Source organism: Flavobacterium aquatile LMG 4008 = ATCC 11947 (assembly GCF_000757385.1).
In the GTDB taxonomy this organism is placed as follows: domain Bacteria; phylum Bacteroidota; class Bacteroidia; order Flavobacteriales; family Flavobacteriaceae; genus Flavobacterium; species Flavobacterium aquatile.
Genome location: NZ_JRHH01000003.1, coordinates 322,408 through 344,785, shown reverse-complemented (window position 1 = coordinate 344,785; position 22,378 = coordinate 322,408). Strand labels below are relative to the sequence as shown.

Sequence of the window (22,378 nt, the reverse complement as noted above, 5' to 3'; positions counted from 1 at the left end):
TTAGATGCTTTTCATCACTTTTCTTAAAGTTAGTAACGCCAAATGCATTCTTTTTTCAATTGCTTTAACAGACAATCCTAATGACAAAGCAATTTCGGTGTAAGATTGATTATCAAATCGATTCATTAAAAATACTACTCTCTGTTTTTCTGGCAATTGATTTATGGCTAGTTCAAGTTGCTTTTTTAACTCGGTTTCTTCTAATAAAAACTCAGGTGATTCTGAATTTAATTCATTTTTATTAGAAAATAATTCAAAATTAGAAACCACTTTATCATGCTTAATTTCATTGAGCGAAAGTCGAATTGCTGTTGTAAAAAGAAAACTTTTGGCTTGCTCTGGCTTCAAATTTGAACAATTTTCCCACAGAATTACAAAGGCATTTTGGGCTACATCTTCAGCTCGATCAACATCTTTATATTTGTATATCAAATAGTTTCTAATTAGTTTATAATTCGATTCGAAAATCGATTTAAAAACTGCATTAGAACATAAACAAGAAGTAGATATTGTATTTGATGTATCCATATTTTTAAAATCATTACCACCTAATTTCTTTTTCAAATTAGATGGCAATGAAATTCAATTAACCCAACTTTATTTAAAAAAATTAATTACAAATTGTTGCTGTAATATCTATTAAAGCAGCTTCGCTTGAAATAGTATACGTTTGACTTGGAGTTGTAGGAGTTGCAAATGAAATAATTGTTATTGGATAATTAATAGGTAATTCTCCTGTAGTTGTATTAGCATAACTAAATAATTCATTATCATCATTTACAGTAACCAATGCTCCTTGATATTGAACTTGAACTGGATATTGAATTGTAAAACAAGTACCAAGTCCATCAAATCCAGGACCAGGTGAAGAAGTGCAATTAACAAAATCGGCAGTAGTAAATCCTTCACATTCTGCTATACAAGCATTTGGAAATTCAACGATTCCAGTTGTTGTCGCAACACAAACTGGCGCATAAATTAAATCGCAATCACATGGATCTGTTGACGTTACACAATTATTATCCATATCAACCAAATCATAAACAGTATTTAAAACAACCGTTTGTCCTTGATAAGTCACCGATATTGGAAACACTAAATCATAGATATCATTTCCTGTTGTTGTACTAACTTCAGCAAATAATTCTGCTTCACTGTTAATAACAATCGTATCACCAGCTTGATTCACAATCGAATAGGGATAAACAAAATCATAACATATTCCTGTGGCAACATAGTCTTCGTAATTCTCGAATCCACAACTTTCAATTAGAGCCTCGAAATCGGCTTCATTATTAATTGTTAATGGATTTGCAGAATCGGCTGTAGCTACATTCACCTGAAAAGGAAATTCAATTCCCTCAATATACAGTGTTGCAGTTTCATTAACTAATAAATCTAAAATTCCATTTATTGAAGAAACAGAAACTACTGTACCATTGTTGTATGATAAATTTAAAGGGAAAATAAATTCAAAGCAAAATGGATCTGCTGGTGTAGTTGCAGTATTTTTTCCTGAAATATTGTTGGCTTTTTTTAATTCATTCAAAGTAGTTCTTAAAGAAAAACTTTTTTTAGTTTCTACTTCATTTTGAACAGAATCGTTATCGGTACAAGAGTTCAAAGTGGCTAAAGAAATAGCTGTAAACAAAAATAGGATTTTTAATTTTTTCATAATAATTTATATTTTTAGTGTTTAAAGCTAAGACAACTCAAAAATCAATCACCCTACTTTATTTTTAAATTTTTAAAACTTCGGCAATTTTCAAAGCACATTTTTCTCCATCAATTGCTGCCGAAATAATTCCACCTGCATAACCTGCGCCTTCTCCACAAGGATACAAACCTTTTATTTGAACATGTTCTAAGGTTTCATTATCTCTTGGAATTCTAACTGGCGATGAAGTTCTACTTTCTGGTGCATGAAGAATGGCATCGTTGGTTAAATAACCGCGCATAGTTTTGCCAAATTCATTAAATCCTTCTCTCATAATTTGAGTAAGAAAACCCGGAAAAACTTGTCCCATTTCTACCGATGTTGTTCCAGGAACATAAGAAGTCTTTGGAATATCTGAGGAAACTTTATTTTTGGTAAAATCTACCATTCGTTGGGCTGGAACTTTCTGAGTTTGTCCTGCCAAATGCCACGCTTTTTGCTCGATTGATTTTTGAAATTCCATTCCGGCTAAAGCACCAAATTTTGCAAAGGGTTTAAAATCTTCTAGTTTTAATTCGACTACAATTCCAGAATTAGCAGTACTTTGATCACGTTTAGAAGGCGACCAACCGTTAGTTACAACTTCACCATTACTTGTAGCACAAGGAGCAATTACGCCACCCGGACACATACAAAACGAATACATGCCACGACCATTTACTTGTTTTACAATAGAATATGGCGATGGCGGTAAATAGTCACCTCGAAAATCACAAGAATACTGAATTTTATCAATTAATTCCTGCGGATGTTCTGCTCGAACGCCTAACGCAAATGGTTTTGCTTCAATAAAAATTTTCTTTTTATCTAATAATTCAAAAATATCACGCGCCGAATGTCCTGTAGCAAGAATAACTTTATTAGCAGAAATTATATCGCCATTTTGCAGCACAACTCCTTGAATTTCATTACTTTTTACAATAAAATCGGTGACGCGAGTTTCAAATAAAACTTGTCCGCCAAATTCGATAATTTTCTCACGAATATCTTGAATAATTTGAGGTAGTTTATTGGTTCCAATGTGCGGATGTGCTTCAACCAATATATCATCGGAAGCTCCAAAAGCAACTAATAGTTTTAGAATTCTATCTACATCACCACGTTTTTTAGAACGCGTGTATAGTTTTCCATCAGAATACGTTCCTGCTCCACCTTCACCAAAACAATAGTTAGAATCTTCATTTACTATATGATCAACATTGATGGCTTTTAAATCGCGACGACGACCACGAACATCTTTTCCACGCTCAATAACTATTGGTTTCAAACCCAATTCTATCAATTGTAAAGCAGCGAATAATCCGGCTGGACCAGCGCCAATTACAATTACTTCTTGTGCATTGGAAACATCTTTATAATTTGGAAGTGCTATTTTTTGAGCTACAAATTCTTCTCCAGCAAAAAAAACATCCGCTTTAATATTAAATTTTATAGCTTTTTGACGTGCATCAATCGAACGTTTTAGCACAATAACCTTTTGAATTTCCTTTACAGAAGTATTGAATAGCTTGGCAACATGTTCATTAAGCAATGATTCGTTGTGAGCAACTTCGGGTGCAACTTGAGTTTGAATTTCGCGAGGCATAATTAGATTTTTGACAAAAATAGTAATTTGAAAATTGTTATTGTAATTTTGCCGTAGAACAAAAAATATATGTCAAGAAAAATAAAACTTATTTGGGATTTTCGTGGACCAGCATCTGAGAAAACTGCGCAACATCATGAAATTCATTTAAAAGAATACATCGCAATAGAGAAATTAACAATAGAAATTACTGGATTTGAAGTGTATAACGAAATGTACGCAATAGCCTTTATGGTAGTTACCGACGAAAATATGATTCAGGTTCGTGACGCGTTGAAGCCACATCGAGGTGAACTTTACACTGTTTAGATTCAAAAAAAATCCAAATTCCAACACTATATCTATTGGAATTTGGAATTTGGAATTTAAAAAATTGGAATTTTACTTTAGTTAGCTACTTCTGAGATAAACTTTATTCGCATTAATCTAAGTTCTTCAATGTCGTAATCGCCATCAAATTCTTTTAAAGCATCTTCAATTTTATCGGTTTGAGAATCCATGAAATAGTCGTGAATTTCTTCTTGTTGGTCTTCATCGAGCATTTCATTAATCCAATAGCTTATGTTTAATTTGGTTCCGGCATAGACAATTTGCTCCATTTCTTTCAGTAAAGCATCCATATTCATACCTTTAGCTTTGGCAATATCTTCTAATGATAATTTTCTATCAATATTTTGAATGATGTACAATTTATTGGCAGAATTGGCTCCAGTAGATTTTACAACCAAATCATCGGGACGAATAATATCGTTGTCTTCTACATATCTATTGATTAATTCAACAAATTCTTTTCCATATTTTTTAGCTTTTCCTTCACCTACACCATGAATATTTATTAATTCATCCATAGTTATTGGATATTTCAAAGCCATATCTTCTAATGATGGATCTTGAAACACAACAAATGGCGGAACGCTAAGTTTTTTGGCTACTTTTTTACGCAAATCACGTAACATTGCCATCAAAGCTTCATCGGCAGTTCCAGATGATTTTGCTGCTGTAACTATTGCATCATCTTCGGCTTCATTGTATTCATGATCTTCAGACATCATGAAAGATGTTGGATTTTTAATATAATAGTGTCCTTTATCAGAAACTTTTAAAATTCCGTAAGTTTCAATATCTTTTGTAAGCATTCCATCAACTAAAACCTGACGAATTAACGCCATCCAATAACGTTCTTCTTGGTCTTTTCCGCATCCGAAGAAACTTTGTGCATCGGTTCGGTGTGCTTTTATCGTTGCATTCACTCTTCCAATCAAAGTAAAAACAATTTCTTTGGACTTGTATAAATATTTGGTATCACGAACAACTTGAAGTAATTTAATGACATTATCTTTAGCTTCGACTTTGGCTTTTGGATTACGAACGTTATCATCCATATCGGCACCTTCACCGGTTTCGCTATCGAATTCTTCACCAAAATAATGTAGTAAAAATTTACGACGCGACATGGAAGTTTCTGCATAAGCAACTACTTCTTGCAAAAGTGCGTATCCAATTTCTTGTTCGGCAACTGGTTTACCCGACATGAATTTTTCTAACTTTTCTACGTCTTTATACGAATAGTAAGCTAAACAATGTCCTTCGCCACCATCACGACCAGCGCGACCAGTTTCTTGATAATAACTTTCTAATGATTTTGGAATATCATGGTGAATTACAAAACGAACGTCTGGTTTATCAATTCCCATTCCGAATGCAATTGTCGCTACAACAACATCAACATCTTCCATAAGAAACATGTCTTGATGTTTGGCTCGCGTTTTGGCATCTAAACCAGCATGATAAGGAACAGCGCTAATTCCGTTTACTTGTAAAACCTGAGCAATTTCTTCTACTTTTTTTCGACTTAAGCAATAAATAATTCCCGATTTGCCTTTATTTTGTTTGATAAAACGAATAATATCGGCTTCAATATTTTTGGTTTTGGTACGTACTTCGTAAAATAAATTTGGTCGATTGAATGATGCTTTGTAAGTAGTTGCATCAGACATATCTAGATTTTTCAGAATATCTTCCTGAACTTTTGGCGTTGCCGTTGCAGTTAGTCCAATAACTGGCACATCGCCAAGTTGTTTAATTATATTTTTTAAATTTCTGTATTCTGGTCTAAAATCGTGTCCCCATTCTGATATACAATGCGCTTCATCGATAGCAACAAAAGATATTTTAACGCTTTGAAGAAACTCGACATATTCTTCTTTGGTTAATGATTCTGGTGCAACATATAAAAGTTTGGTAATTCCAGAAACGATGTCTTTTTTAACCTGATTTATTTCAGTTTTTGTTAAAGACGAATTTAATACGTGAGCAATTCCATCATTTGTGGAAACACTTCTAATAGCATCAACTTGATTTTTCATCAATGCAATTAACGGAGAAACAACAATAGCTGTTCCTTCCTGAACTAATGAAGGTAATTGGTAACACAATGATTTTCCGCCACCTGTTGGCATAATCACAAAAGTATTTTCTTTTGCTAAAATACTTTTTATAACACGTTCCTGTAAACCTTTGAATTGGCTAAAGCCAAAATATTTTTTTAATTCTTTGTGTATGTCAATTTCGTTTGAATTCATTCTGACTTAATGGTATTTTTACATAAATTTGCAACCATAAATATACAACTTTCTTTTATTCACACAAATTTTATAACAAAACAATTTTGATAACAAGAGAAAATATAATAACTGCAGCAAAAAAAACGATAGTATCTGAAAGTCAATCAATTGCAAAACTGACCGATTTTATTGATGATGTGTTTGTAAATGCAGTTCAAGAAATATACAATTCTAAAGGAAGATTAATTGTAACCGGAATTGGAAAAAGCGCTATTATCGCTCAAAAAATTGTAGCTACTTTAAATTCTACAGGAACGCCATCCATGTTTTTACATGCCTCTGAGGCAATTCATGGCGATTTAGGTATGGTTCAAGACGGCGATGCTGTGATTTGCATTTCTAAAAGCGGAAACAGTCCAGAAATTAAAGTTTTGGTTCCGTTATTGAAACGATTCGGAAATAAATTAATTGCCATTACTGGAAATACAACTTCATTTTTAGGCAAAGAAGCACATTACACTTTGAATACTTATGTTGAAAGTGAAGCTTGCCCTAATAATTTAGCTCCAACTAATAGCACAACAGCGCAATTAGTTATGGGTGATGCCATTGCAGTTTGCCTAATGGAAATGCGCGATTTTAAACCCGAAGATTTTGCAAAATACCATCCTGGTGGCGCATTGGGTAAAAAATTATTGTTGCGCGTTCAAGACATGCTCGATACAACAAGAAAACCGTTCGTCAATCCAGATTCTAGCATTAAAAATGTTATTGTTGAAATTTCTGAAAAACGACTTGGAGTTGCAGCAGTTATTGAAAATGATAAAGTAGTCGGAATTATAACCGATGGTGACATTAGAAGAATGCTAAATAAAACCGAAACTATTACTGGTTTGATAGCCAAAGATATTATGACGGTTCATCCAAAAACGATAAAATCAACCGATATGGTTGTTGATGCACTTAATATTCTTGAAGATTTTTCGATAACACAATTGGTTGTTGTAGATAATGGCGAATACAAAGGCGTAATTCATTTGCATGATATTTTAAAAGAAGGAATAGTATAATGACTGAAAAAACAATAAAAGAGATGTCATTTTTAGACCATCTTGAAGAATTGAGATGGGTTTTAGTGCGTTGCTCTGCAGGAATTTTGGTAATGGGAATAGTTGCCTATTTTTTTGCAGATTATATTTTCGACGTATTGATTTTCGGTCCAACAAAAACCGATTTTATCACTTACAGATTTTTTTGTGATGCGTCCAATTATTTAGGATTTGCCGATAACATTTGTGTCACCGAACTTCCTTTTAAGATAATAAACACACAAATGGAAGGACAAGTAAATATATTTGTCTGGATATGTATCATGGCAGGTTTCATAATGGCTTTTCCTTATATTTTATGGCAATTCTGGAAATTTATCAGTCCAGCTTTGTACGAAAAAGAAAAGAAAAATGCGACTGTTTTTATCTTTGTGGCATCGATTTTATTCTTTATGGGAGTTGCCTTTGGGTATTTTGTAATCGTACCAATGTCGGTTAACTTTTTAGCTACTTTCAAAATTAGTGATATTGTTGAAAATACGTTTACAGCAGAATCCTATATCAGTATGGTAAAAACGTCGGTTATTGCCAGCGGATTGTTTTTCGAATTACCAATTATCATTTATTTTCTTACCAAATTAGGATTAGTAACACCAACATTTTTAAGAAACAACAGAAAATACACCATTGTAATTGTGCTAATTGTAGCCGCAATCATAACTCCACCAGATGTTGTAAGTCAGATTACAGTATCTATTCCAATGTTATTAATTTACGAAGCCAGTATTTTTATATCGGCTGTTGTAGTAAAAAACAAATTAAAAAATGAGCCAGCAAGTTAAAGAATTCAACGAATACCGTTCTAAAATGAACGAAAAATTATTAGCTGATAATAATAAAATTGTAAAACGAATTTTCAATTTAGATACTAATGCATATGCCGAAGGTGCACTTGATGTAAAAACCAAAGAACTTTTAGGATTAGTAGCATCAACTGTCTTACGATGTGATGATTGCGTGAAATACCATTTGGAAACATCATTCAAAGAAGGCGTTACCAAAGAAGAAATGATGGAAGCTATGGGAATTGCAACGCTTGTTGGAGGTACAATTGTGATTCCGCATTTGCGTAGAGCTTACGAGTTTTGGGAAGAATTGGAAGCCGGAAGTTAGTAGTTGGAAGCTTGAAGTTTCCAATCTTTGCAACTAAATTATTGTTAATTATTAAGTAGATAAAACGATTATTTGTTTATTTGTGATTGTATTCATTCGATACGATACTTTTAAACTCATAAACTTCTAAACTCATAAACTAAAAAATGAAATTAAGAGCCGAAAATTTAGTTAAAACCTACAAAGGAAGAAGCGTTGTAAAAGGCATTTCTGTGGAAGTAAATCAAGGAGAAATCGTTGGATTACTCGGACCAAATGGTGCCGGAAAAACTACTTCTTTCTATATGATTGTAGGATTGGTGAAGCCAAATTCGGGAAATATTTTTCTTGATGACATGAATATTACCGATTATCCAATGTACAAACGTGCTCAAAACGGAATTGGATATTTGGCTCAAGAAGCTTCCGTTTTTAGAAAATTGAGTATCGAAGATAACATTTTAAGTGTATTGCAACTAACCAAATTATCTAAAGAAGAGCAAGTTGCAAAAATGGAAAGTTTAATACACGAATTCGGATTGGAACACATCAGAACCAATCGTGGCGACTTGCTTTCTGGTGGTGAACGTAGAAGAACCGAAATTGCTCGTGCGCTGGCAACCGATCCAAAATTTATTTTACTAGACGAACCGTTTGCCGGAGTTGACCCAGTTGCGGTTGAAGATATTCAGCGAATTGTTGCCCAACTAAAAAACAAAAACATCGGAATCTTAATTACCGATCACAACGTTCAAGAAACTTTGGCCATAACCGACAAAACCTACTTAATGTTTGAAGGTGGAATTCTAAAAGCTGGAAAACCAGAAGAATTAGTGGAAGACGAAATGGTAAGAAGAGTTTATTTGGGTCAGAATTTTGAACTTCGTAAAACGAAAATCGATTTCAACGCTCCGAAAGTAGATTTAGACTTATAAATCATGGAATCGCCAAGCAAAGAAACTCTCGAAAAATGGCACAACGATCCAAATAATTGGAAGTGGAACTTATGCTATTACAATAAAGAAGACAAGCGATTGTTTGTTGATAAAAAGAACCCAAATCTTGGTGCAACACTAAATTTCGCGCACCCAAAATCCTACTTATTTTTTGTTGGAATGTTGTGCTTTTTCGGATTTGTAGTTTTTATAATTCTTATGACTAAAAAGTAATTAATTGATAGTCAAATATTCCAGCATTTTTGGAGTTCCGTTGTAGATGTTCAAGTCCACATTATGATTGATTCCTTTAATTACCGCTTTTTCTGTAAATTGCCAAAATAGCCAATCGTCTTTAATGTTTTCTTCAAAAAAATTGTAGTTGGCAACCCAAAAAGTATAGCCTTCAAATTCTTCTTTTAAAAAATCTTCATAATAGCGTTCGCCTGTATAAATTATAGGTTTTACCTTATAATGTGCATCGACTTTTTTTAGCCAACGCTTTAAACCCACTTTCAAACTATCAATAGATTGGTTTTTAGGAAGTTGCTCAATATCTAAAACTGGTGGCAAATCGCCTTTTCTAAGTTTTACGGTTTTTATAAAATTATTGGCTTGATCAATGGAGTTTTCATTGGGACGATAATAATGATAGGCACCACGAATGAAATTATGCTCCTTTGCTCCTTTCCAATTGGCATCAAATTGGGTATCTTCTTTGTCATCACCAGCAGTTGCCCGAATTAAAACAAAATGCAAGGGAAATTTATTTTCAACAGAATCTACTTCTTTCCAATTAATATCGCCTTGATACTGTGATACATCTAATCCAAAAGTTAGATTTTTGTGATCTTCTAATATTTGGAAAATTCTAGCTTGCGCTACTTTATCTGCCTTCAGAACTTTATCTGATTTGAAACTAAAATAATACAAAATAGCATTGCGATAATGATAAACTCCAAAGAAAAATCCTAGAAGCAAAACACTAATAATTACAAATTTTGTAGAAAAAAAAGACTTCTTTTTCTTGGTAGTTTTTTTACGAACTGGTGGTTTTCGGGTAGTAGTTTTTGTCATAAATAAGTGAAATTCCAAAGTTTAAAATTCCAAAATCCAAACGTTATCACATTGTAAAAAACCGTAATACTTAACACTGAACACTGAATACTTAATAACTATTTTTTCGCCAACATATTATTTACAACCGATAATAAAACATAACTAATTATAATTAACGGAATAGCAAGAAACTGCAACATAGCAATAATAATAATTGAAAATACTACAAAACCAATTTGAAGTTTGTATTTCTGAAAACTAAAATTCTTAATTTTTAAAGCAAAAAGCGGTATTTCGGCATTCAGGATGTAAGCACTAAAAAGTGTTACTACCAACAAAAACCATTTATCGGTTAACAATCCTAAGATTATTAACGAATCGGTATTTTTCAAAATTAAAGGCAAACTCAATATAAAAAGTGCGTTAGCTGGCGTTGGTAAACCAATAAAAGAATCGGTTTGACGTGTATCGATGTTGAAATTTGCTAATCTAAAACAAGAACCCAAAGTAATTAGGTAACCACTTAGGGCAAACCAAAAGTTTATATTAGTGATTTCAAAATTCGATATATCGATATTCAAAGCATTGGTAAGCATAAAAAACATAATGGTTCCGGGTACGACACCGCTTGTAACCATATCTGCCAAAGAATCCAATTGCAATCCTAGCGGACTTGTAACATTAAATAAACGCGCGAAAAATCCATCAAAAAAATCAAAAAAGATACCTAAAGCAACGAAGAAGAAAGCCATCTCAACGTTTTGATTAAAGGCAAAAACCACAGCAATACAACCGCAAAAAAGATTGATTAAGGTAATTAAGTTGGGAATGTGTTTTTTAATGTTCATGCTTTTATTTTTTGTAATGACAAATGTAATACAATAAGTTTATACATAAGTACGTTTGTAAATAGAGATTTTGTTGAGAAATTATTATGAATTGTAAATCGTGATAGCTCAATAAAAATTTCTATTTTTGAAAAAATATTTGCTTTGAAAAAAATTCTATTTTTAATCCTCTTTTTAGGATACTCAGTTGCTTATAGTCAAGCAGTTAGAAAGTATTCTAATGAGTTTATGAATATTGGTGTTGATGCTGCTGCGTTGGGAATGTCTAATGCTGTGGTTGCCAACTCTAGTGATGTAAACTCGGTTTATTGGAATCCGGCTGGATTAATAAATCTTGAAGACGGACAAGTGGCATTAATGCACGCTAGTTATTTTGCCAATATTGCTCAATACGATTACATAGCTTATGCAAAACCAATTGACGACCGAAGTGCTTGGGGAATTTCTCTAATAAGATTTGGTGTCGATGACATCTTAAATACAACCCAACTTATTGATAACGAAGGAAATATTGATTATAACCGAATTAGTTTATTTTCTACAGCCGATTATGGTTTGACTTTTTCATACGCAAGAAAACTACAAGTTCCCGGATTTCAATATGGTGTAAATGCCAAAGTTATTCGTCGTGTGATTGGTGACTTTGCTAATTCTTGGGGTTTTGGTTTTGATTTCGGATTACAATTCGAACGCAATAATTGGAAATATGGTTTGATGCTTCGCGATATTACAACTACCTACAATATTTGGGCTATTGACGAAGACGAATACAATAAAATTAAAGATGCTATTCCCGGTGAAAATCAAGAACTGCCAGAAAGTACTGAGATTACTTTGCCAAAAGCACAACTCGGAATGTCAAAATTATTTGAATTTCATAATGAAACATCATTGCTTGCTGCTGCAAATTTGAACATGCAGTTTGCAAAAACTAATGATATTATATCTACTGATGTTGTGAGTATTGATCCAGCAATCGGATTTGAATATGGCTATACCAACTTAGTTTTTCTTAGAGCTGGAGTTGGAAATTTTCAAAATGTTACGCAAATTGATAATTCTAAAAAAATAGGTTTTCAGCCCAATATTGGTATTGGTTTCAAGTATAAAGGTATTCAAATTGATTATTCATTGACCGATTTAGGAGATCAAAGTGCGGCTTTGTATTCTAATATTTTTTCGGTTAAAGTGGATTTGAGTATTTTTAGATAAAATTCTTCTGATGAAAAAACTACTACTTTGTCTTCTGTTTTTATTTTTCCAATTTTTAAGTTTTGCTCAAAATCCGCCACTTTCAGAAAATGCAGCGGTTAGTATTTTTACTTGCGGACGAGGAAATGAATTATACACCACTTTCGGTCATACCGCTATTAGAATTAAAGATGAAACCAACAATCTAGACGTTGTTTACAATTATGGAGCATTCGATTTTAGAGCACCCAATTTCTATTTAAAATTTGTAAAAGGCGATTTACAATATTTTATAAATGCGACTTCGTATGAAGATTTTATTGTAGAATATTACAACGAGAACAGAGAAGTTGTAGAGCAAACATTGAATTTATCGCGAGTAAAAAAGCAAGAATTATTCGAAAAACTAAATGCTTCTTTATTCTCTGAAGAACGCAATTATACTTACAAGTTTATCGATAAGAATTGTACCACAATGGTGGTTGACAAGGTCAATGAAACCATTGGAACCGATTTAATCAAGAAAGTGGATGATAAAACGATTTCTTACAGAACATTGTTGTATCCATTTTTTGAAAATCACTTTTATTACAAACTCGGAATCAATAGTATCTTTGGAGCAAAAACAGATAGCAAAGCTGAGAAATTATTTCTTCCTGTGGAGTTAATGCACAGTCTTGACAAAGCAGCTGTAAATGGAAAGCCGTTGGTTACTAAAACGGAAGTTATTGTAAAAGGAAGTCCGCTTGAATCGGGTTTTTCTTTCGTGAATAGTATTTATTTTATTGCTTTACTCCTATTAATAATTGTTTTGGTAAACAAACGCGTAGTGACTTTTACGTATATTTTTATAATAGGTTTGCTTGGATTATTCTTTTGTTTGGTAGGATTGTATTCATTGCACAAAGAACTTTTGTGGAATTACAATGCGTTACTATTTAATCCGTTGTTTTTGATTTTGCCTTTTTTGAGTGGAAAATGGTTTAAAAATTTAATTCTAATAAGCACAGTAATGTTGCTAATTTACTTTGGAGTTATGATTGGCAAACCCCATTTTGTTCTGATGCTTCCGTTTATGTTTGCTCACGGATTTTTATTACTGAGGTTTTTGAGAGATTACAAGAAAGTCCAAAAATTTGACTAATTAACCCTGATGGGAATGGCATCCTTTTTCTTTATTGTTCTTAAAGAAAAAGATAGAATGGACAGCAGGAAAATGGAAACCAAGAATTCACTAGCCATTCGTTTTAAAAAAATCTACTGACCTCTGTAAAAAAGTACTGTACTAAAGGTTTTTATAGTGATGTTAATATCGAGAAAAATACTTCTGTGCTTGATGTAATACAAATCATATTGAAGCTTTACAAGACTGTCTTCTATAGAATCTCCATAGGCATAATTAACTTGTGCCCAACCGGTTAACCCAGGTTTAATTATGTGACGTGTTTCATAAAACGGCATGACTGTCGCTATTTCTTGTACAAAAAATGGTCGTTCTGGTCTCGGACCAATAATACCCATATCGCCTTTTAGGATATTGATAAATTGTGGGAATTCATCCAATCTAGTTTTACGCATAAATTTCCCGAAAGGTGTTATTCGGTGATCATTTAATGTGGTAAAAACAGCACCATTGGCTTCGGCATTTTTAACCATAGTGCGGTATTTGAATATCTTAAATACTTTCCCATTCTTGCCTACTCGCTCTTGAATGTAAAATAAGTTGCCACGGTTTCCAATAAAATTTCCGATTAAAATTAGTGGTAATACAAACAAGCCAATTAGTAATCCGATTAGTGAAAAAACAATTTCGATTAGTCTTGTAATTAATAGATAAAGTTGATTTTGATTGCTACGACTAAATGGAAAATACCTATAAAAATCTCTTGAAACATATTGAACAGGAATACGTTGCGTTAAATTCTCATATACTTGAGTGTATTCTTTAATGGTTATTCCGTTTTCTAGAAGATGAATTAATTGGTTGTATAAATTCACTGTAATTCCTTCGGTTTTTTGAGAGGCAATTACGATTTCTGAAATGGAATTGTTTCTAACATAAAATTCTAATTCGTCTGCTTTAATATTTACGGTTCCATCTAGATTTATATCGAAAGAATCTTCACCATCAGAATTCACAAATCCAATAATTTTATAATGTGGATCGGCATTTTGAAGTCCGGATATTAATTCTTGAAGTTGCTCTTTATCGCACACCAAGATGGCATTTTTATAAAATCGATGCGATGCTAAAAACTTCACATAAAAAATCCTCCAAAGCAACAAAGCCATAAAGATTGCCAAGAAGAAAAATATAATTTGCAATCGATTAGAAGGCAAAACTGGCGTGTATAATGGAGTAAGCAGGTAAACTAGAACAGTAGTAGAACTCGTTAATATAATGCTTTTTATAATTTGAAACTGATTGCTTGATGTTTGTAAGTTATACATTTCAAAAACAGAACCAAATACATGAAGGTAAAACGCTAAAACGATAGTCCAATAAAAATTGGTGGTAGAAAACGTGAAATATTTAAAATCAAATACGGAACTAACGCAGTATAAGGCAACTAAAACAAAAATAATATCAAAACCCTTAAGAAGAATTTTTCTTTCGGATACTTCAAAATGTATTTTTTTATTGCTGTTCATCTTTATTTTAAAAGCTGCAAGTTAGTAAATCTGGGTTGAATTATTCAAATCAAGTAAGGATTTCAAACCAATTATATTTCACTTTTTCCCAATCGAATTCTTCCACATAATCTCTAGCATTTTGTATAATAGTTGAAGCCAAATTAACATCAGTCACTAACAATTTAATGGCATCTACCATGGCTTCAACATCGTTATCATTAACCAGCAAAGCATTTTTATTAGCTTCTAAAAGAAAAGGAATTCCGCCCACATTGGTAGAAACAACCGGCAAACCTAAAGCCATTGCTTCGATAACACTTACCGGAGTATTGTCAAAATGAGTTGTATTGATAAAAACAGTATAATTTTTAGACAAAGTAATCCATTCCTCTTTAGATAATTTACCTGAAAAAGTAACAGCTACATTTAAACTAGTAGCGTATGCCTTACATTCTTCAATGAGATTTTCTTTATCTGGTCCAACCATACAAAGCTCAGCGTTTGGAAATTCTTTTTTTAATTCAGAAAAAACTGTAATGGCCATTTTAGGATTATAGATTTTAGAAAAAGAACGCACCCATAATAATTTAGGATGTTGAATTTCTCTATTTAAAAATTCATATTTTGCAATTTCTAAGGTATTTGGAATGTAAATTAAATTGGAGGAATATTTTAATTGAAATACTTCCAGTAAATACTTAGAAGGCGCCGTAATTTTATAGGCATTTTTAAAAATTAAATCGCACAACAATGGACTTAGCTTTAATCTATTGGGCAAAGCACCTCCATGCAATTTTGCAATATACTTCAAATTCAGAATCCTACACAACTGACTTATAAGTAACGCATACCAAAAATTCTGCGTACTATAAACGTCTATTAAAACATAATCTACTTTCTTTGACGATTGAATGGTCACAAAAACCATGTCTAAAAGCCTAGCAATTTTATTTTTCTTGGACGATGCATACGTCAAATGATAACCTTCCAACTCCAAAAAACTCCCTAAAGTTTCAATTGAAGTTGCTGTATTACCATGAACGGCAAGTTTATTCCCTATGTACAGAAGGTGTTTCATCTTCAAATCTAACTTTTAAAAGTGATAAGGCATAAACAAATGAGGGCGCAGCAGTTCGCATCGCTGCATGATTTATGGTTAATAACCAGAAAAGTAAAAAACAAAATAGATAAATATTTTGCTTGTTGTCTAAATACAAGAAAATTGGTGTAAAAAATAATATTAATAACATTGCTACACCTAAGGATCCATGTTCTCCTAACATTCTAGTCAATTCATTATGAGAGGCTACCACATCACCTGTTTCCTCCAATCGATATTCTGTTCCTTTAGCAACGCCAATTCCAAAAAATGGATTTTTTAAAAATGCATTAATTTCAGTAGCAGCGATTTCTTCTCTACCTGTAAATCTACTTTCTTTAGTTCTACCTAAAGCATCTTGGTTATTATATCTTTTACCTATCAAACCGCCAGTTTGACTTTCAGTATAAACCCAAATTAGACTCATAGTAACAGTGATAAATACCACTAAATAATTCAATTTTACTTTACCACGGTATTTTGATATTTTATATAGATAAACGAGTAGAATAATTATCATTACAAATCCGGTAATCATTCCTCCACGTGAGAAAGTGATCAATCCTCTGTAAGTAATATTAAGAACTAAAAACAAATTGATGGCAAAAAACAGTTTTGTTCTAGAGGCAAGTATAATTCTAGAGAAGAAAATAAACATACCCAAACCAAGAGCAGTGGATACCTGATTGGGGCCAAAACCACCAGAGGTCAATCCATTAGATCCTGTACCATCCAATGCTTCCTTTAAATCAGGTGTAAATAAAGTGAGGTACATTGCACAACTAATAATTGGTAAACCCATCACAAGTAAAAGATTATTTACCTCTTCAATTTTAATTTTTCTATTGTAACAATATAAGGAGGCAAAGCCCAAACAAATAGGACCCGATATATTAAAAAGGATGGTTTTTCTAATGTCTAATGTTGTTAAATTAAGCGTTTGTGTGCCAATTACAATTCCTGGAACTAACAACAGTAGAAAAATCCAATAAGGTGCAGCATTTTTAGAAAAACCACTGTAGTACATTCCCATTGTAAGAAATAACATTACTCCATATTTGGAAAACTCATGATTAGGGTTTCCATCCGTCATCCTCAAAAACACCTCACTTCCAACAATATACGCGGCGGCAAGAAGTACTTCATTGTTTTTGTTTCGAGTTTTCACAACAAAGTAAATTCCTCCAAATAAAATACCGTAACCATAAATCTTGGAAACAAATGGTGCAATATAAATCAGGACACCCAATAAAAGGTGAATTAGAATTAAAAAAAGGTAGTTTTTTTCCTTATTCTGCATACTAAATATCTTACAACCAGTTTATATAGTTTGTAATTACGGCTTGCTCCGAATTATTGGCAACTATTGTTTTGTAAAGTTCTTGGCCAAATTTTATTCGCAATGCCTCATCTTCAATCAAATTTATCAAAGATAAACAAAAGACGCTGGCATCAAATTTTGGAACAACAAATCCATTGACTCCATTGGTTATTATTAATGGAATTTCACCAACTTCTGTAGAAACAACCGGTTTGCTATTCAATCCATATTCCAAAAGCGCTACAGGCAAACCTTCTGATTGTGATGTTAAAATAGCTATTTCCGATTGATTAATACAATTCTGAGTATCGGATTTTGAACCATAAACAAAAACAGTATCAGATAAATTTTTCGTATTAATCTCACTTTTTAATTTGGCAGAATAATCATCGTTAAAATCTTTACCTACTAAATGAAACGTCCAATCGGGATGCGACTCTTTGAGTTGTTCCGCCACCTCTAGCAACAAAAAATGATTCTTCTGAAAACGTAAATTGGCTACACATAAAATTCGTTTGCCATCAATGCCTTTTAAAAAAGTTTCTTTTTGCTCATGCTGATTAAGTATTGTAAAATTGGCTAAATAAATAATATTTTTACAATTCAATGTTCGCTCTGCCCAATTTTTTAACTGATAATTCACCACCACAATTCCTTTAAAAAAATAGGATGCAATTTTTAATGCAACCGATTTTCTAGTGCTCAAAAACTCACTTAACCCATTGTGATCGTGCCAAATAATATTAAGTTTAGGATAAAGTAATTTTACTAAAAAAGCAGTAAAAAACGAGCTACTATGGGCTTGTAAATAATCGATTTTATTGGATTTGCAATACTTTTTTAACCTAAGAATGGCTTTAAAATCAATGGTACTTTTTCTATTGAGAAATAAATAGTTGACTTTTTCATTAATTTGATTTTTTAAATTCCCTTCTTTTCTAGTGGCAACCAAACCAGAAAATTCAATAGATTTAGCAAGACTATTAGCATAATTAATCGCCATTTTTTCGGCACCGCCAATGTCTAACGAATCTATAATTTGAAGAATTCTCATGAAGTAACTAATTTCTTTATTTCGCTATCAAATTTATCAATTGTAAAGTTACGAGACCAATTTATGGCTTCTTTTATTTTTAAATCGTACAATGTTTGATTTTTAAGGAGCATTTCAATAGCAATACTATCATTCTCAAAAGAGTTAGTAAGCAAAACACCACGATTTCCATAATCTAACATGGTAGGAATACAAGAAACTTGCGATGCAATCGGTAAACAACCCCAAAACATCGCCTCGGCAACCACTTTAGGCCAGCCTTCACTTTTAGAATTAAGAATTAAAAAATGACTTTTTTGATAAACCTTTTTCATGGCTTCCTTAGTTACATTTCCCTCTAAAAACACAACCTCCGATAAATTATTTGAAACAATATAGTCTTCTAAATTTTGCTTTTCTGCTCCTTCACCATAAATAGATAATACAACATTATAGTCTAATGATTTCAACTTTTCAACAATTTTAACGACCTCAATGGGTTGCTTTCCAGCTGTTAACGAACCAACAAAAACAAAGTGTATCCTATCATTTAAACTTTTTGAATCAACAAAAACCTTATCGGATTCCAAATAAGTAGCAGTAAAAAACGACTTTATATTGCCTGTTTGTTTTTCCCAAGTTCCATAAACCAAGACTTGCATATTCTTCGTTAAAAAAGTACTACTCAAAATGTATTTTTGCAGTCTGTAGGTAAAGGGTTGTTTAGATTTTGCATCCCAATTACCAGCATATTTTGCCGTTTTTTTCTTCTTTGGAAATAAAATTTGAACTAAACTTCCTAACAATCCCATATTTCCAGGGCAACGCAAATGAAGATGATCACTCTTGTTCATTGCTTTAAAAATCAAGAAAAGAATTTTAGGAAGGTTTAGAATTGTCTTACAAATTGCTCCAAAACTGGTTAGTGAAAAATCGGGAACGACTATAAATTCAATATTTTGATGTTTGTATTTTTGATGAATTGCTGTATTTTCAAAATTCTTTAATGGCGCTACAATTACTACTTTATCAACATATTTTAACCATATATTCATTTCATCAATATACGGCGCATATCCAAAATAATCTCCATTGGATTTTGTGTGAAGTACGTGAGTTATGATGCAAAAAGTCATGATAATAATTATTTTAATATTCTCAAAATAAAAAATGAAATTCCAACTACAAATACACTATTAAATAAAACTATTCTTTTTTCATTTGAAATCCCTTTGGAAAAATCAATAGCATAAAAAGTATAAAAGACCAGCAAAATGTTCATCCATCTGAATTCCATCAATTTAAATGCATAAATCATAAATAATAGTAAAGAAATAAAATAAAAGCTTACTGTAAAATATACTTTTCTTACATCTAAACGGTTAGTTCCTTTTTCTTTTAAAAATGCATAAAACAGTAAAAAAGGAAATAAAAAATACATGTATCTAAACGAAGAATACATAGCTAAAGTAAACATTCTAGCCATCTGACGAAAAAATAAACCTGTATCATTTCTCAAAATATCTAAATGATTTTTAGGAAATATAAAGTTGGGATTTTGCTTCTTAAACGCTATTACATCATAAGCGGACAACCATTGCGTATTAGGGATTTCACCGGCATCCCATTTTTTGGCCATTAGATAATTCATTTCAAACCATGAAGTTCCTAATTCTTCAGGAATTTCTTTTACATCTAAAACAATTTTCCCGGTATTAATTAGTGGACTAAAATTAATAATAGACGTAAATAAAATAAATGACAAACCCGCAAAAATAAGTTTTTTTGAAAAAATTTGTTTCGGAAAAAATAGAATAAAACTTAGCAAATAAGCAACTAAAACAAATATAAAAGTTGGCCTTGAAGTAAAAGAAAGGGCAAACAATAAGCCAATAACTAGAAAATGGTGCCTCTTGTTATTTAATAAATTCTCTGTTAATAAAATAAATCCTGGGACAGCAAAAGCTACTGAAAACCCATCTGATGAACCAACAAAATGAGTTGATGCAATAAAAAAGATGCCGAAAAATAGACTAAATAAAACTAAATTATTCAAGAATTTATTAACTCCAATTAATGAACAGAATTTGTTTTTTTTATAATAATTAAAAACAAAAACAAAACAAAGAAGTGAAGCTAGTAGACTAACGAATCGAATTGTAAATTTAGGATTATCAAAAATTTGATTGAAAAAAAAACAGACAAAAGCAAATGGTTGGGCGTTTAAACTTGAGATATTCGACAAATCAAAAGTTTTCAAATTAGTAACTAAATAGACATATCCTGTCTCATCTCCATTTTTATAAGGATTTAAAAAGAAATACTTAAAAAACTGAAACTGCAAAATTAGATTAACAACTAAAAAAGCAATTGCAAAGAAAGAAACTGCTTTTTTATTGAATGCAATAAAAGACTGAGATTTAATTATTTTATCCATTATAACGAAGGTTTATTGTAGAGTAAGCTGAACCAACCAACTATTCTACCCACACTTTCAGTAAAGGCTTCTTTTTTACGTGTTGTTGTAAAAGTATTAGAAAAACGAATAATGATTAGTAGCAAAGCTATTGCATTCCATTTTACTCTATTGTTAAAAGTTGGATTTGGGTACTTAATTCTCCATACGTACCAGCCATTTCTAAGAACCATTTTCCCATAATTATATTTATTTGGTCGTCCTGAGCTGTCATGATAATGACTTAATTTGGCGGAAGTATTGATGTAATTTTGACCAAATTTTAAGGCTCTTAATGAAAAGTCAGCATCTTCATACAATCCATAACCTTCAAAATAAGTAGAGAAAGTAATTTTATCAAAAAGTGATTTTCTAAAATTCATTGCCATACCAACGAGTAAATCGACAGGATATGTTTTTTGGTTTAGTGGATAGGAACACGTTTTTCCATGAGAAAACTCAGGCATTACTCCAGGCATTTTATTAGATCCTAAACCAAGCAAATTTCTTAAATAATTTCTGGAGGATTCTTTTATATAATAATTTTCTAAAATATAAAATTTATCGCTTTTAGTAATGTTTTGAGAATTAATTTTCCATTTATTCTCATTAATTGCGACACCGCCCACACCTATTGCATCTGGCTTTTCTATAAACGTAGTAATAATCTTTTCAAAATAATCCTGTTCTAAAATAGTGTCATCATCCAGAAAACAAACTAGTTCTGATGCACTACCAACTTTTGAAATTCCAAAATTACGTTGTTTGGTTAATCCGCGATTTTGTTCATCAACTTTATAGTAAATAAGATTTACAAAATTATTCTTCTCTAAAATTTCTTGTGTTTTGTCATTTGTAGATCCGTCAACAATGATAATTTCATCAGGATAAACGGATTGATTCCTTATAGAATTCAATAAATTCAATAATGCCTTTGCACGCATATAGGTGCAAATTATTAAAGAAAATTTAGTTGAATGTGACACTTTTATTAAGGTTTAGTTGCTACAAAAATAAGGTTGTTGTATCCTTTTTTCCTATTATAAAACTGGTCATCTAAAGCATGGTAATCTTCCAACGAATACACTTCTACATTTTTAAAACCTGCGGTTAACAAGTCCCTTATTAATCCTCTTTTATTGTAATAATATCCTGGAACTTTAAATCCATTAAAACCTGTTGTTCTGTTTCCTACTTTATCACCCAAAATAAACGAAAATAAGCTTCTTAATTTGAAATATAAAGTCTTTGCCGGACTTCCTACTTGGTTGTGTACTGTTCCAATAATAGTAGCTTTGGGTTTTAAAATTTGAAACGAATTCTCAAATATTTTAAGACGATCATTTCTATTTGGGACATAGGTCAGCATACTATTTAAAATAGTTACTAAATCAAAGGCATTATTTACTTTATTGTACTCTTTGGCATCTCCAACAACAGTTTCTGTAATACCATCAATCTTCCATTGTTTCAGATTTTCTTTACACTTAGCAATCATGTTTTCTGAAATATCTGAGGCAACGATTTTAGTAGGTGAAAAAAATTCTGCAATAGACTCAATTTCTCTTCCAGTACCGCAACCAAAAATCTTAACCGATTTAATTTCGCCTTCATTGTGATATCGATCTCTAGCGTTTTCAAACATAAAAACTTCAAAATTAGTTGCCTTAACAAGCACTTCTTGAGTTGCAATAATATCTTGTTTTTCCCAAAAGTCTTTATTCTCAATTTTCATT

The 22,378-nt window shown here is 31.8% G+C and carries 22 protein-coding genes; 8 read left to right on the top strand and 14 right to left on the bottom strand.

Annotation, left to right across the window (positions count from 1 at the left end):
* The 3 genes from LG45_RS07475 to LG45_RS07465 all read right to left on the bottom strand — a co-directional run bounded on the left by LG45_RS07475 (window position 1) and on the right by LG45_RS07465 (window position 3,302).
* Window positions 1–528 (bottom strand): RNA polymerase sigma factor, encoded by a 528-nt coding sequence (locus LG45_RS07475; RefSeq protein ID WP_035125813.1) that lies wholly within the window; start codon window positions 526–528, stop codon window positions 1–3.
* 82 nt (window positions 529–610) lie between these two features.
* On the bottom strand, window positions 611–1,675 hold the full coding sequence (locus LG45_RS07470) for a hypothetical protein (protein WP_035125812.1): 1,065 nt from the start codon (window positions 1,673–1,675) through the stop codon (window positions 611–613).
* A gap of 64 nt (window positions 1,676–1,739) precedes the next feature.
* Window positions 1,740–3,302 (bottom strand): NAD(P)/FAD-dependent oxidoreductase, encoded by a 1,563-nt coding sequence (locus LG45_RS07465; protein ID WP_035125809.1) that lies wholly within the window; start codon window positions 3,300–3,302, stop codon window positions 1,740–1,742.
* A 69-nt stretch (window positions 3,303–3,371) separates the two neighbouring features.
* Between LG45_RS07465 and LG45_RS07460 the strand changes: the two genes are divergently transcribed.
* Entirely contained in the window at window positions 3,372–3,611 is a 240-nt protein-coding gene (locus LG45_RS07460) for a hypothetical protein (protein WP_035125808.1), read from the top strand.
* A gap of 77 nt (window positions 3,612–3,688) precedes the next feature.
* Here LG45_RS07460 and recQ read toward each other — a convergent pair whose 3' ends face one another.
* The gene (recQ, locus tag LG45_RS07455) at window positions 3,689–5,884 is read right to left on the bottom strand and encodes a DNA helicase RecQ (protein ID WP_035125806.1); all 2,196 of its coding nucleotides are present in this window, start codon (window positions 5,882–5,884) and stop codon (window positions 3,689–3,691) included.
* Between the two features lie 86 nt (window positions 5,885–5,970).
* On the opposite strand from recQ, the gene LG45_RS07450 reads away from it, so the two are divergent.
* The 5 genes from LG45_RS07450 to LG45_RS07430 all read left to right on the top strand — a co-directional run bounded on the left by LG45_RS07450 (window position 5,971) and on the right by LG45_RS07430 (window position 9,236).
* Complete coding sequence (locus LG45_RS07450; protein WP_035125804.1) at window positions 5,971–6,936, top strand: KpsF/GutQ family sugar-phosphate isomerase; 966 nt, start codon at window positions 5,971–5,973, stop codon at window positions 6,934–6,936.
* Window positions 6,936–7,757, top strand: a complete 822-nt coding sequence (tatC, locus tag LG45_RS07445) for a twin-arginine translocase subunit TatC (RefSeq protein ID WP_035125803.1) — start codon at window positions 6,936–6,938, stop codon at window positions 7,755–7,757. The genes LG45_RS07450 and tatC overlap by 1 nt, the downstream gene beginning before the upstream one ends.
* Entirely contained in the window at window positions 7,741–8,088 is a 348-nt protein-coding gene (locus tag LG45_RS07440) for a carboxymuconolactone decarboxylase family protein (protein WP_035125801.1), read from the top strand. The genes tatC and LG45_RS07440 overlap by 17 nt, the downstream gene beginning before the upstream one ends.
* Window positions 8,089–8,234: 146 nt before the next feature.
* The gene (gene lptB / locus LG45_RS07435; RefSeq protein ID WP_035125800.1) at window positions 8,235–9,002 is read left to right on the top strand and encodes an LPS export ABC transporter ATP-binding protein; all 768 of its coding nucleotides are present in this window, start codon (window positions 8,235–8,237) and stop codon (window positions 9,000–9,002) included.
* Between the two features lie 3 nt (window positions 9,003–9,005).
* A complete protein-coding gene (locus tag LG45_RS07430; protein ID WP_035125798.1) occupies window positions 9,006–9,236 on the top strand; it encodes a DUF5808 domain-containing protein in 231 nt (76 codons plus the stop codon).
* Here LG45_RS07430 and LG45_RS07425 read toward each other — a convergent pair whose 3' ends face one another.
* Together LG45_RS07425 and LG45_RS07420 are read right to left on the bottom strand one after the other, a co-directional pair.
* Window positions 9,237–10,079 carry a glycoside hydrolase family 25 protein gene (locus LG45_RS07425; RefSeq protein WP_035125797.1) on the bottom strand — a complete coding sequence of 281 codons (843 nt, stop codon included), beginning with the start codon at window positions 10,077–10,079 and terminating at the stop codon, window positions 9,237–9,239.
* A 98-nt stretch (window positions 10,080–10,177) separates the two neighbouring features.
* A complete protein-coding gene (locus tag LG45_RS07420; protein ID WP_089046917.1) occupies window positions 10,178–10,909 on the bottom strand; it encodes a CDP-alcohol phosphatidyltransferase family protein in 732 nt (243 codons plus the stop codon).
* A gap of 144 nt (window positions 10,910–11,053) precedes the next feature.
* On the opposite strand from LG45_RS07420, the gene LG45_RS07415 reads away from it, so the two are divergent.
* Together LG45_RS07415 and LG45_RS07410 are read left to right on the top strand one after the other, a co-directional pair.
* Entirely contained in the window at window positions 11,054–12,121 is a 1,068-nt protein-coding gene (locus tag LG45_RS07415; protein ID WP_444979490.1) for a putative type IX sorting system protein PorV2, read from the top strand.
* A gap of 10 nt (window positions 12,122–12,131) precedes the next feature.
* Window positions 12,132–13,244 carry a lipoprotein N-acyltransferase Lnb domain-containing protein gene (locus LG45_RS07410; protein ID WP_035125795.1) on the top strand — a complete coding sequence of 371 codons (1,113 nt, stop codon included), beginning with the start codon at window positions 12,132–12,134 and terminating at the stop codon, window positions 13,242–13,244.
* Window positions 13,245–13,357: 113 nt separating this feature from the next.
* On the opposite strand, the gene LG45_RS07405 is transcribed toward LG45_RS07410, so the two are convergent.
* Genes LG45_RS07405 through LG45_RS07370 form a run of 8 tightly spaced genes read right to left on the bottom strand, consistent with a single transcriptional unit; the run spans window position 13,358 to window position 22,377 of the window.
* On the bottom strand, window positions 13,358–14,752 hold the full coding sequence (locus LG45_RS07405) for a sugar transferase (RefSeq protein WP_035125794.1): 1,395 nt from the start codon (window positions 14,750–14,752) through the stop codon (window positions 13,358–13,360).
* A gap of 49 nt (window positions 14,753–14,801) precedes the next feature.
* Window positions 14,802–15,812, bottom strand: a complete 1,011-nt coding sequence (locus LG45_RS07400; RefSeq protein ID WP_035125792.1) for a glycosyltransferase family 4 protein — start codon at window positions 15,810–15,812, stop codon at window positions 14,802–14,804.
* Entirely contained in the window at window positions 15,784–17,133 is a 1,350-nt protein-coding gene (locus LG45_RS07395) for an O-antigen ligase family protein (protein ID WP_035125790.1), read from the bottom strand. Before LG45_RS07395 ends, LG45_RS07400 begins: the two co-directional genes overlap by 29 nt.
* A 10-nt stretch (window positions 17,134–17,143) precedes the next feature.
* Window positions 17,144–18,208, bottom strand: a complete 1,065-nt coding sequence (locus LG45_RS07390) for a glycosyltransferase (protein WP_035125789.1) — start codon at window positions 18,206–18,208, stop codon at window positions 17,144–17,146.
* Window positions 18,205–19,323, bottom strand: coding sequence for a glycosyltransferase family 4 protein (locus LG45_RS07385; protein ID WP_035125787.1), 1,119 nt, complete (start codon window positions 19,321–19,323; stop codon window positions 18,205–18,207). The genes LG45_RS07390 and LG45_RS07385 overlap by 4 nt, the downstream gene beginning before the upstream one ends.
* An 8-nt stretch (window positions 19,324–19,331) precedes the next feature.
* Complete coding sequence (locus LG45_RS07380; protein ID WP_035125785.1) at window positions 19,332–20,624, bottom strand: glycosyltransferase family 39 protein; 1,293 nt, start codon at window positions 20,622–20,624, stop codon at window positions 19,332–19,334.
* Entirely contained in the window at window positions 20,624–21,628 is a 1,005-nt protein-coding gene (locus LG45_RS07375; RefSeq protein WP_255318230.1) for a glycosyltransferase family 2 protein, read from the bottom strand. The genes LG45_RS07380 and LG45_RS07375 overlap by 1 nt, the downstream gene beginning before the upstream one ends.
* Before the next feature lie 5 nt (window positions 21,629–21,633).
* Complete coding sequence (locus LG45_RS07370) at window positions 21,634–22,377, bottom strand: class I SAM-dependent methyltransferase (RefSeq protein ID WP_035125781.1); 744 nt, start codon at window positions 22,375–22,377, stop codon at window positions 21,634–21,636.
* Window position 22,378: the final 1 nt, after the last annotated feature.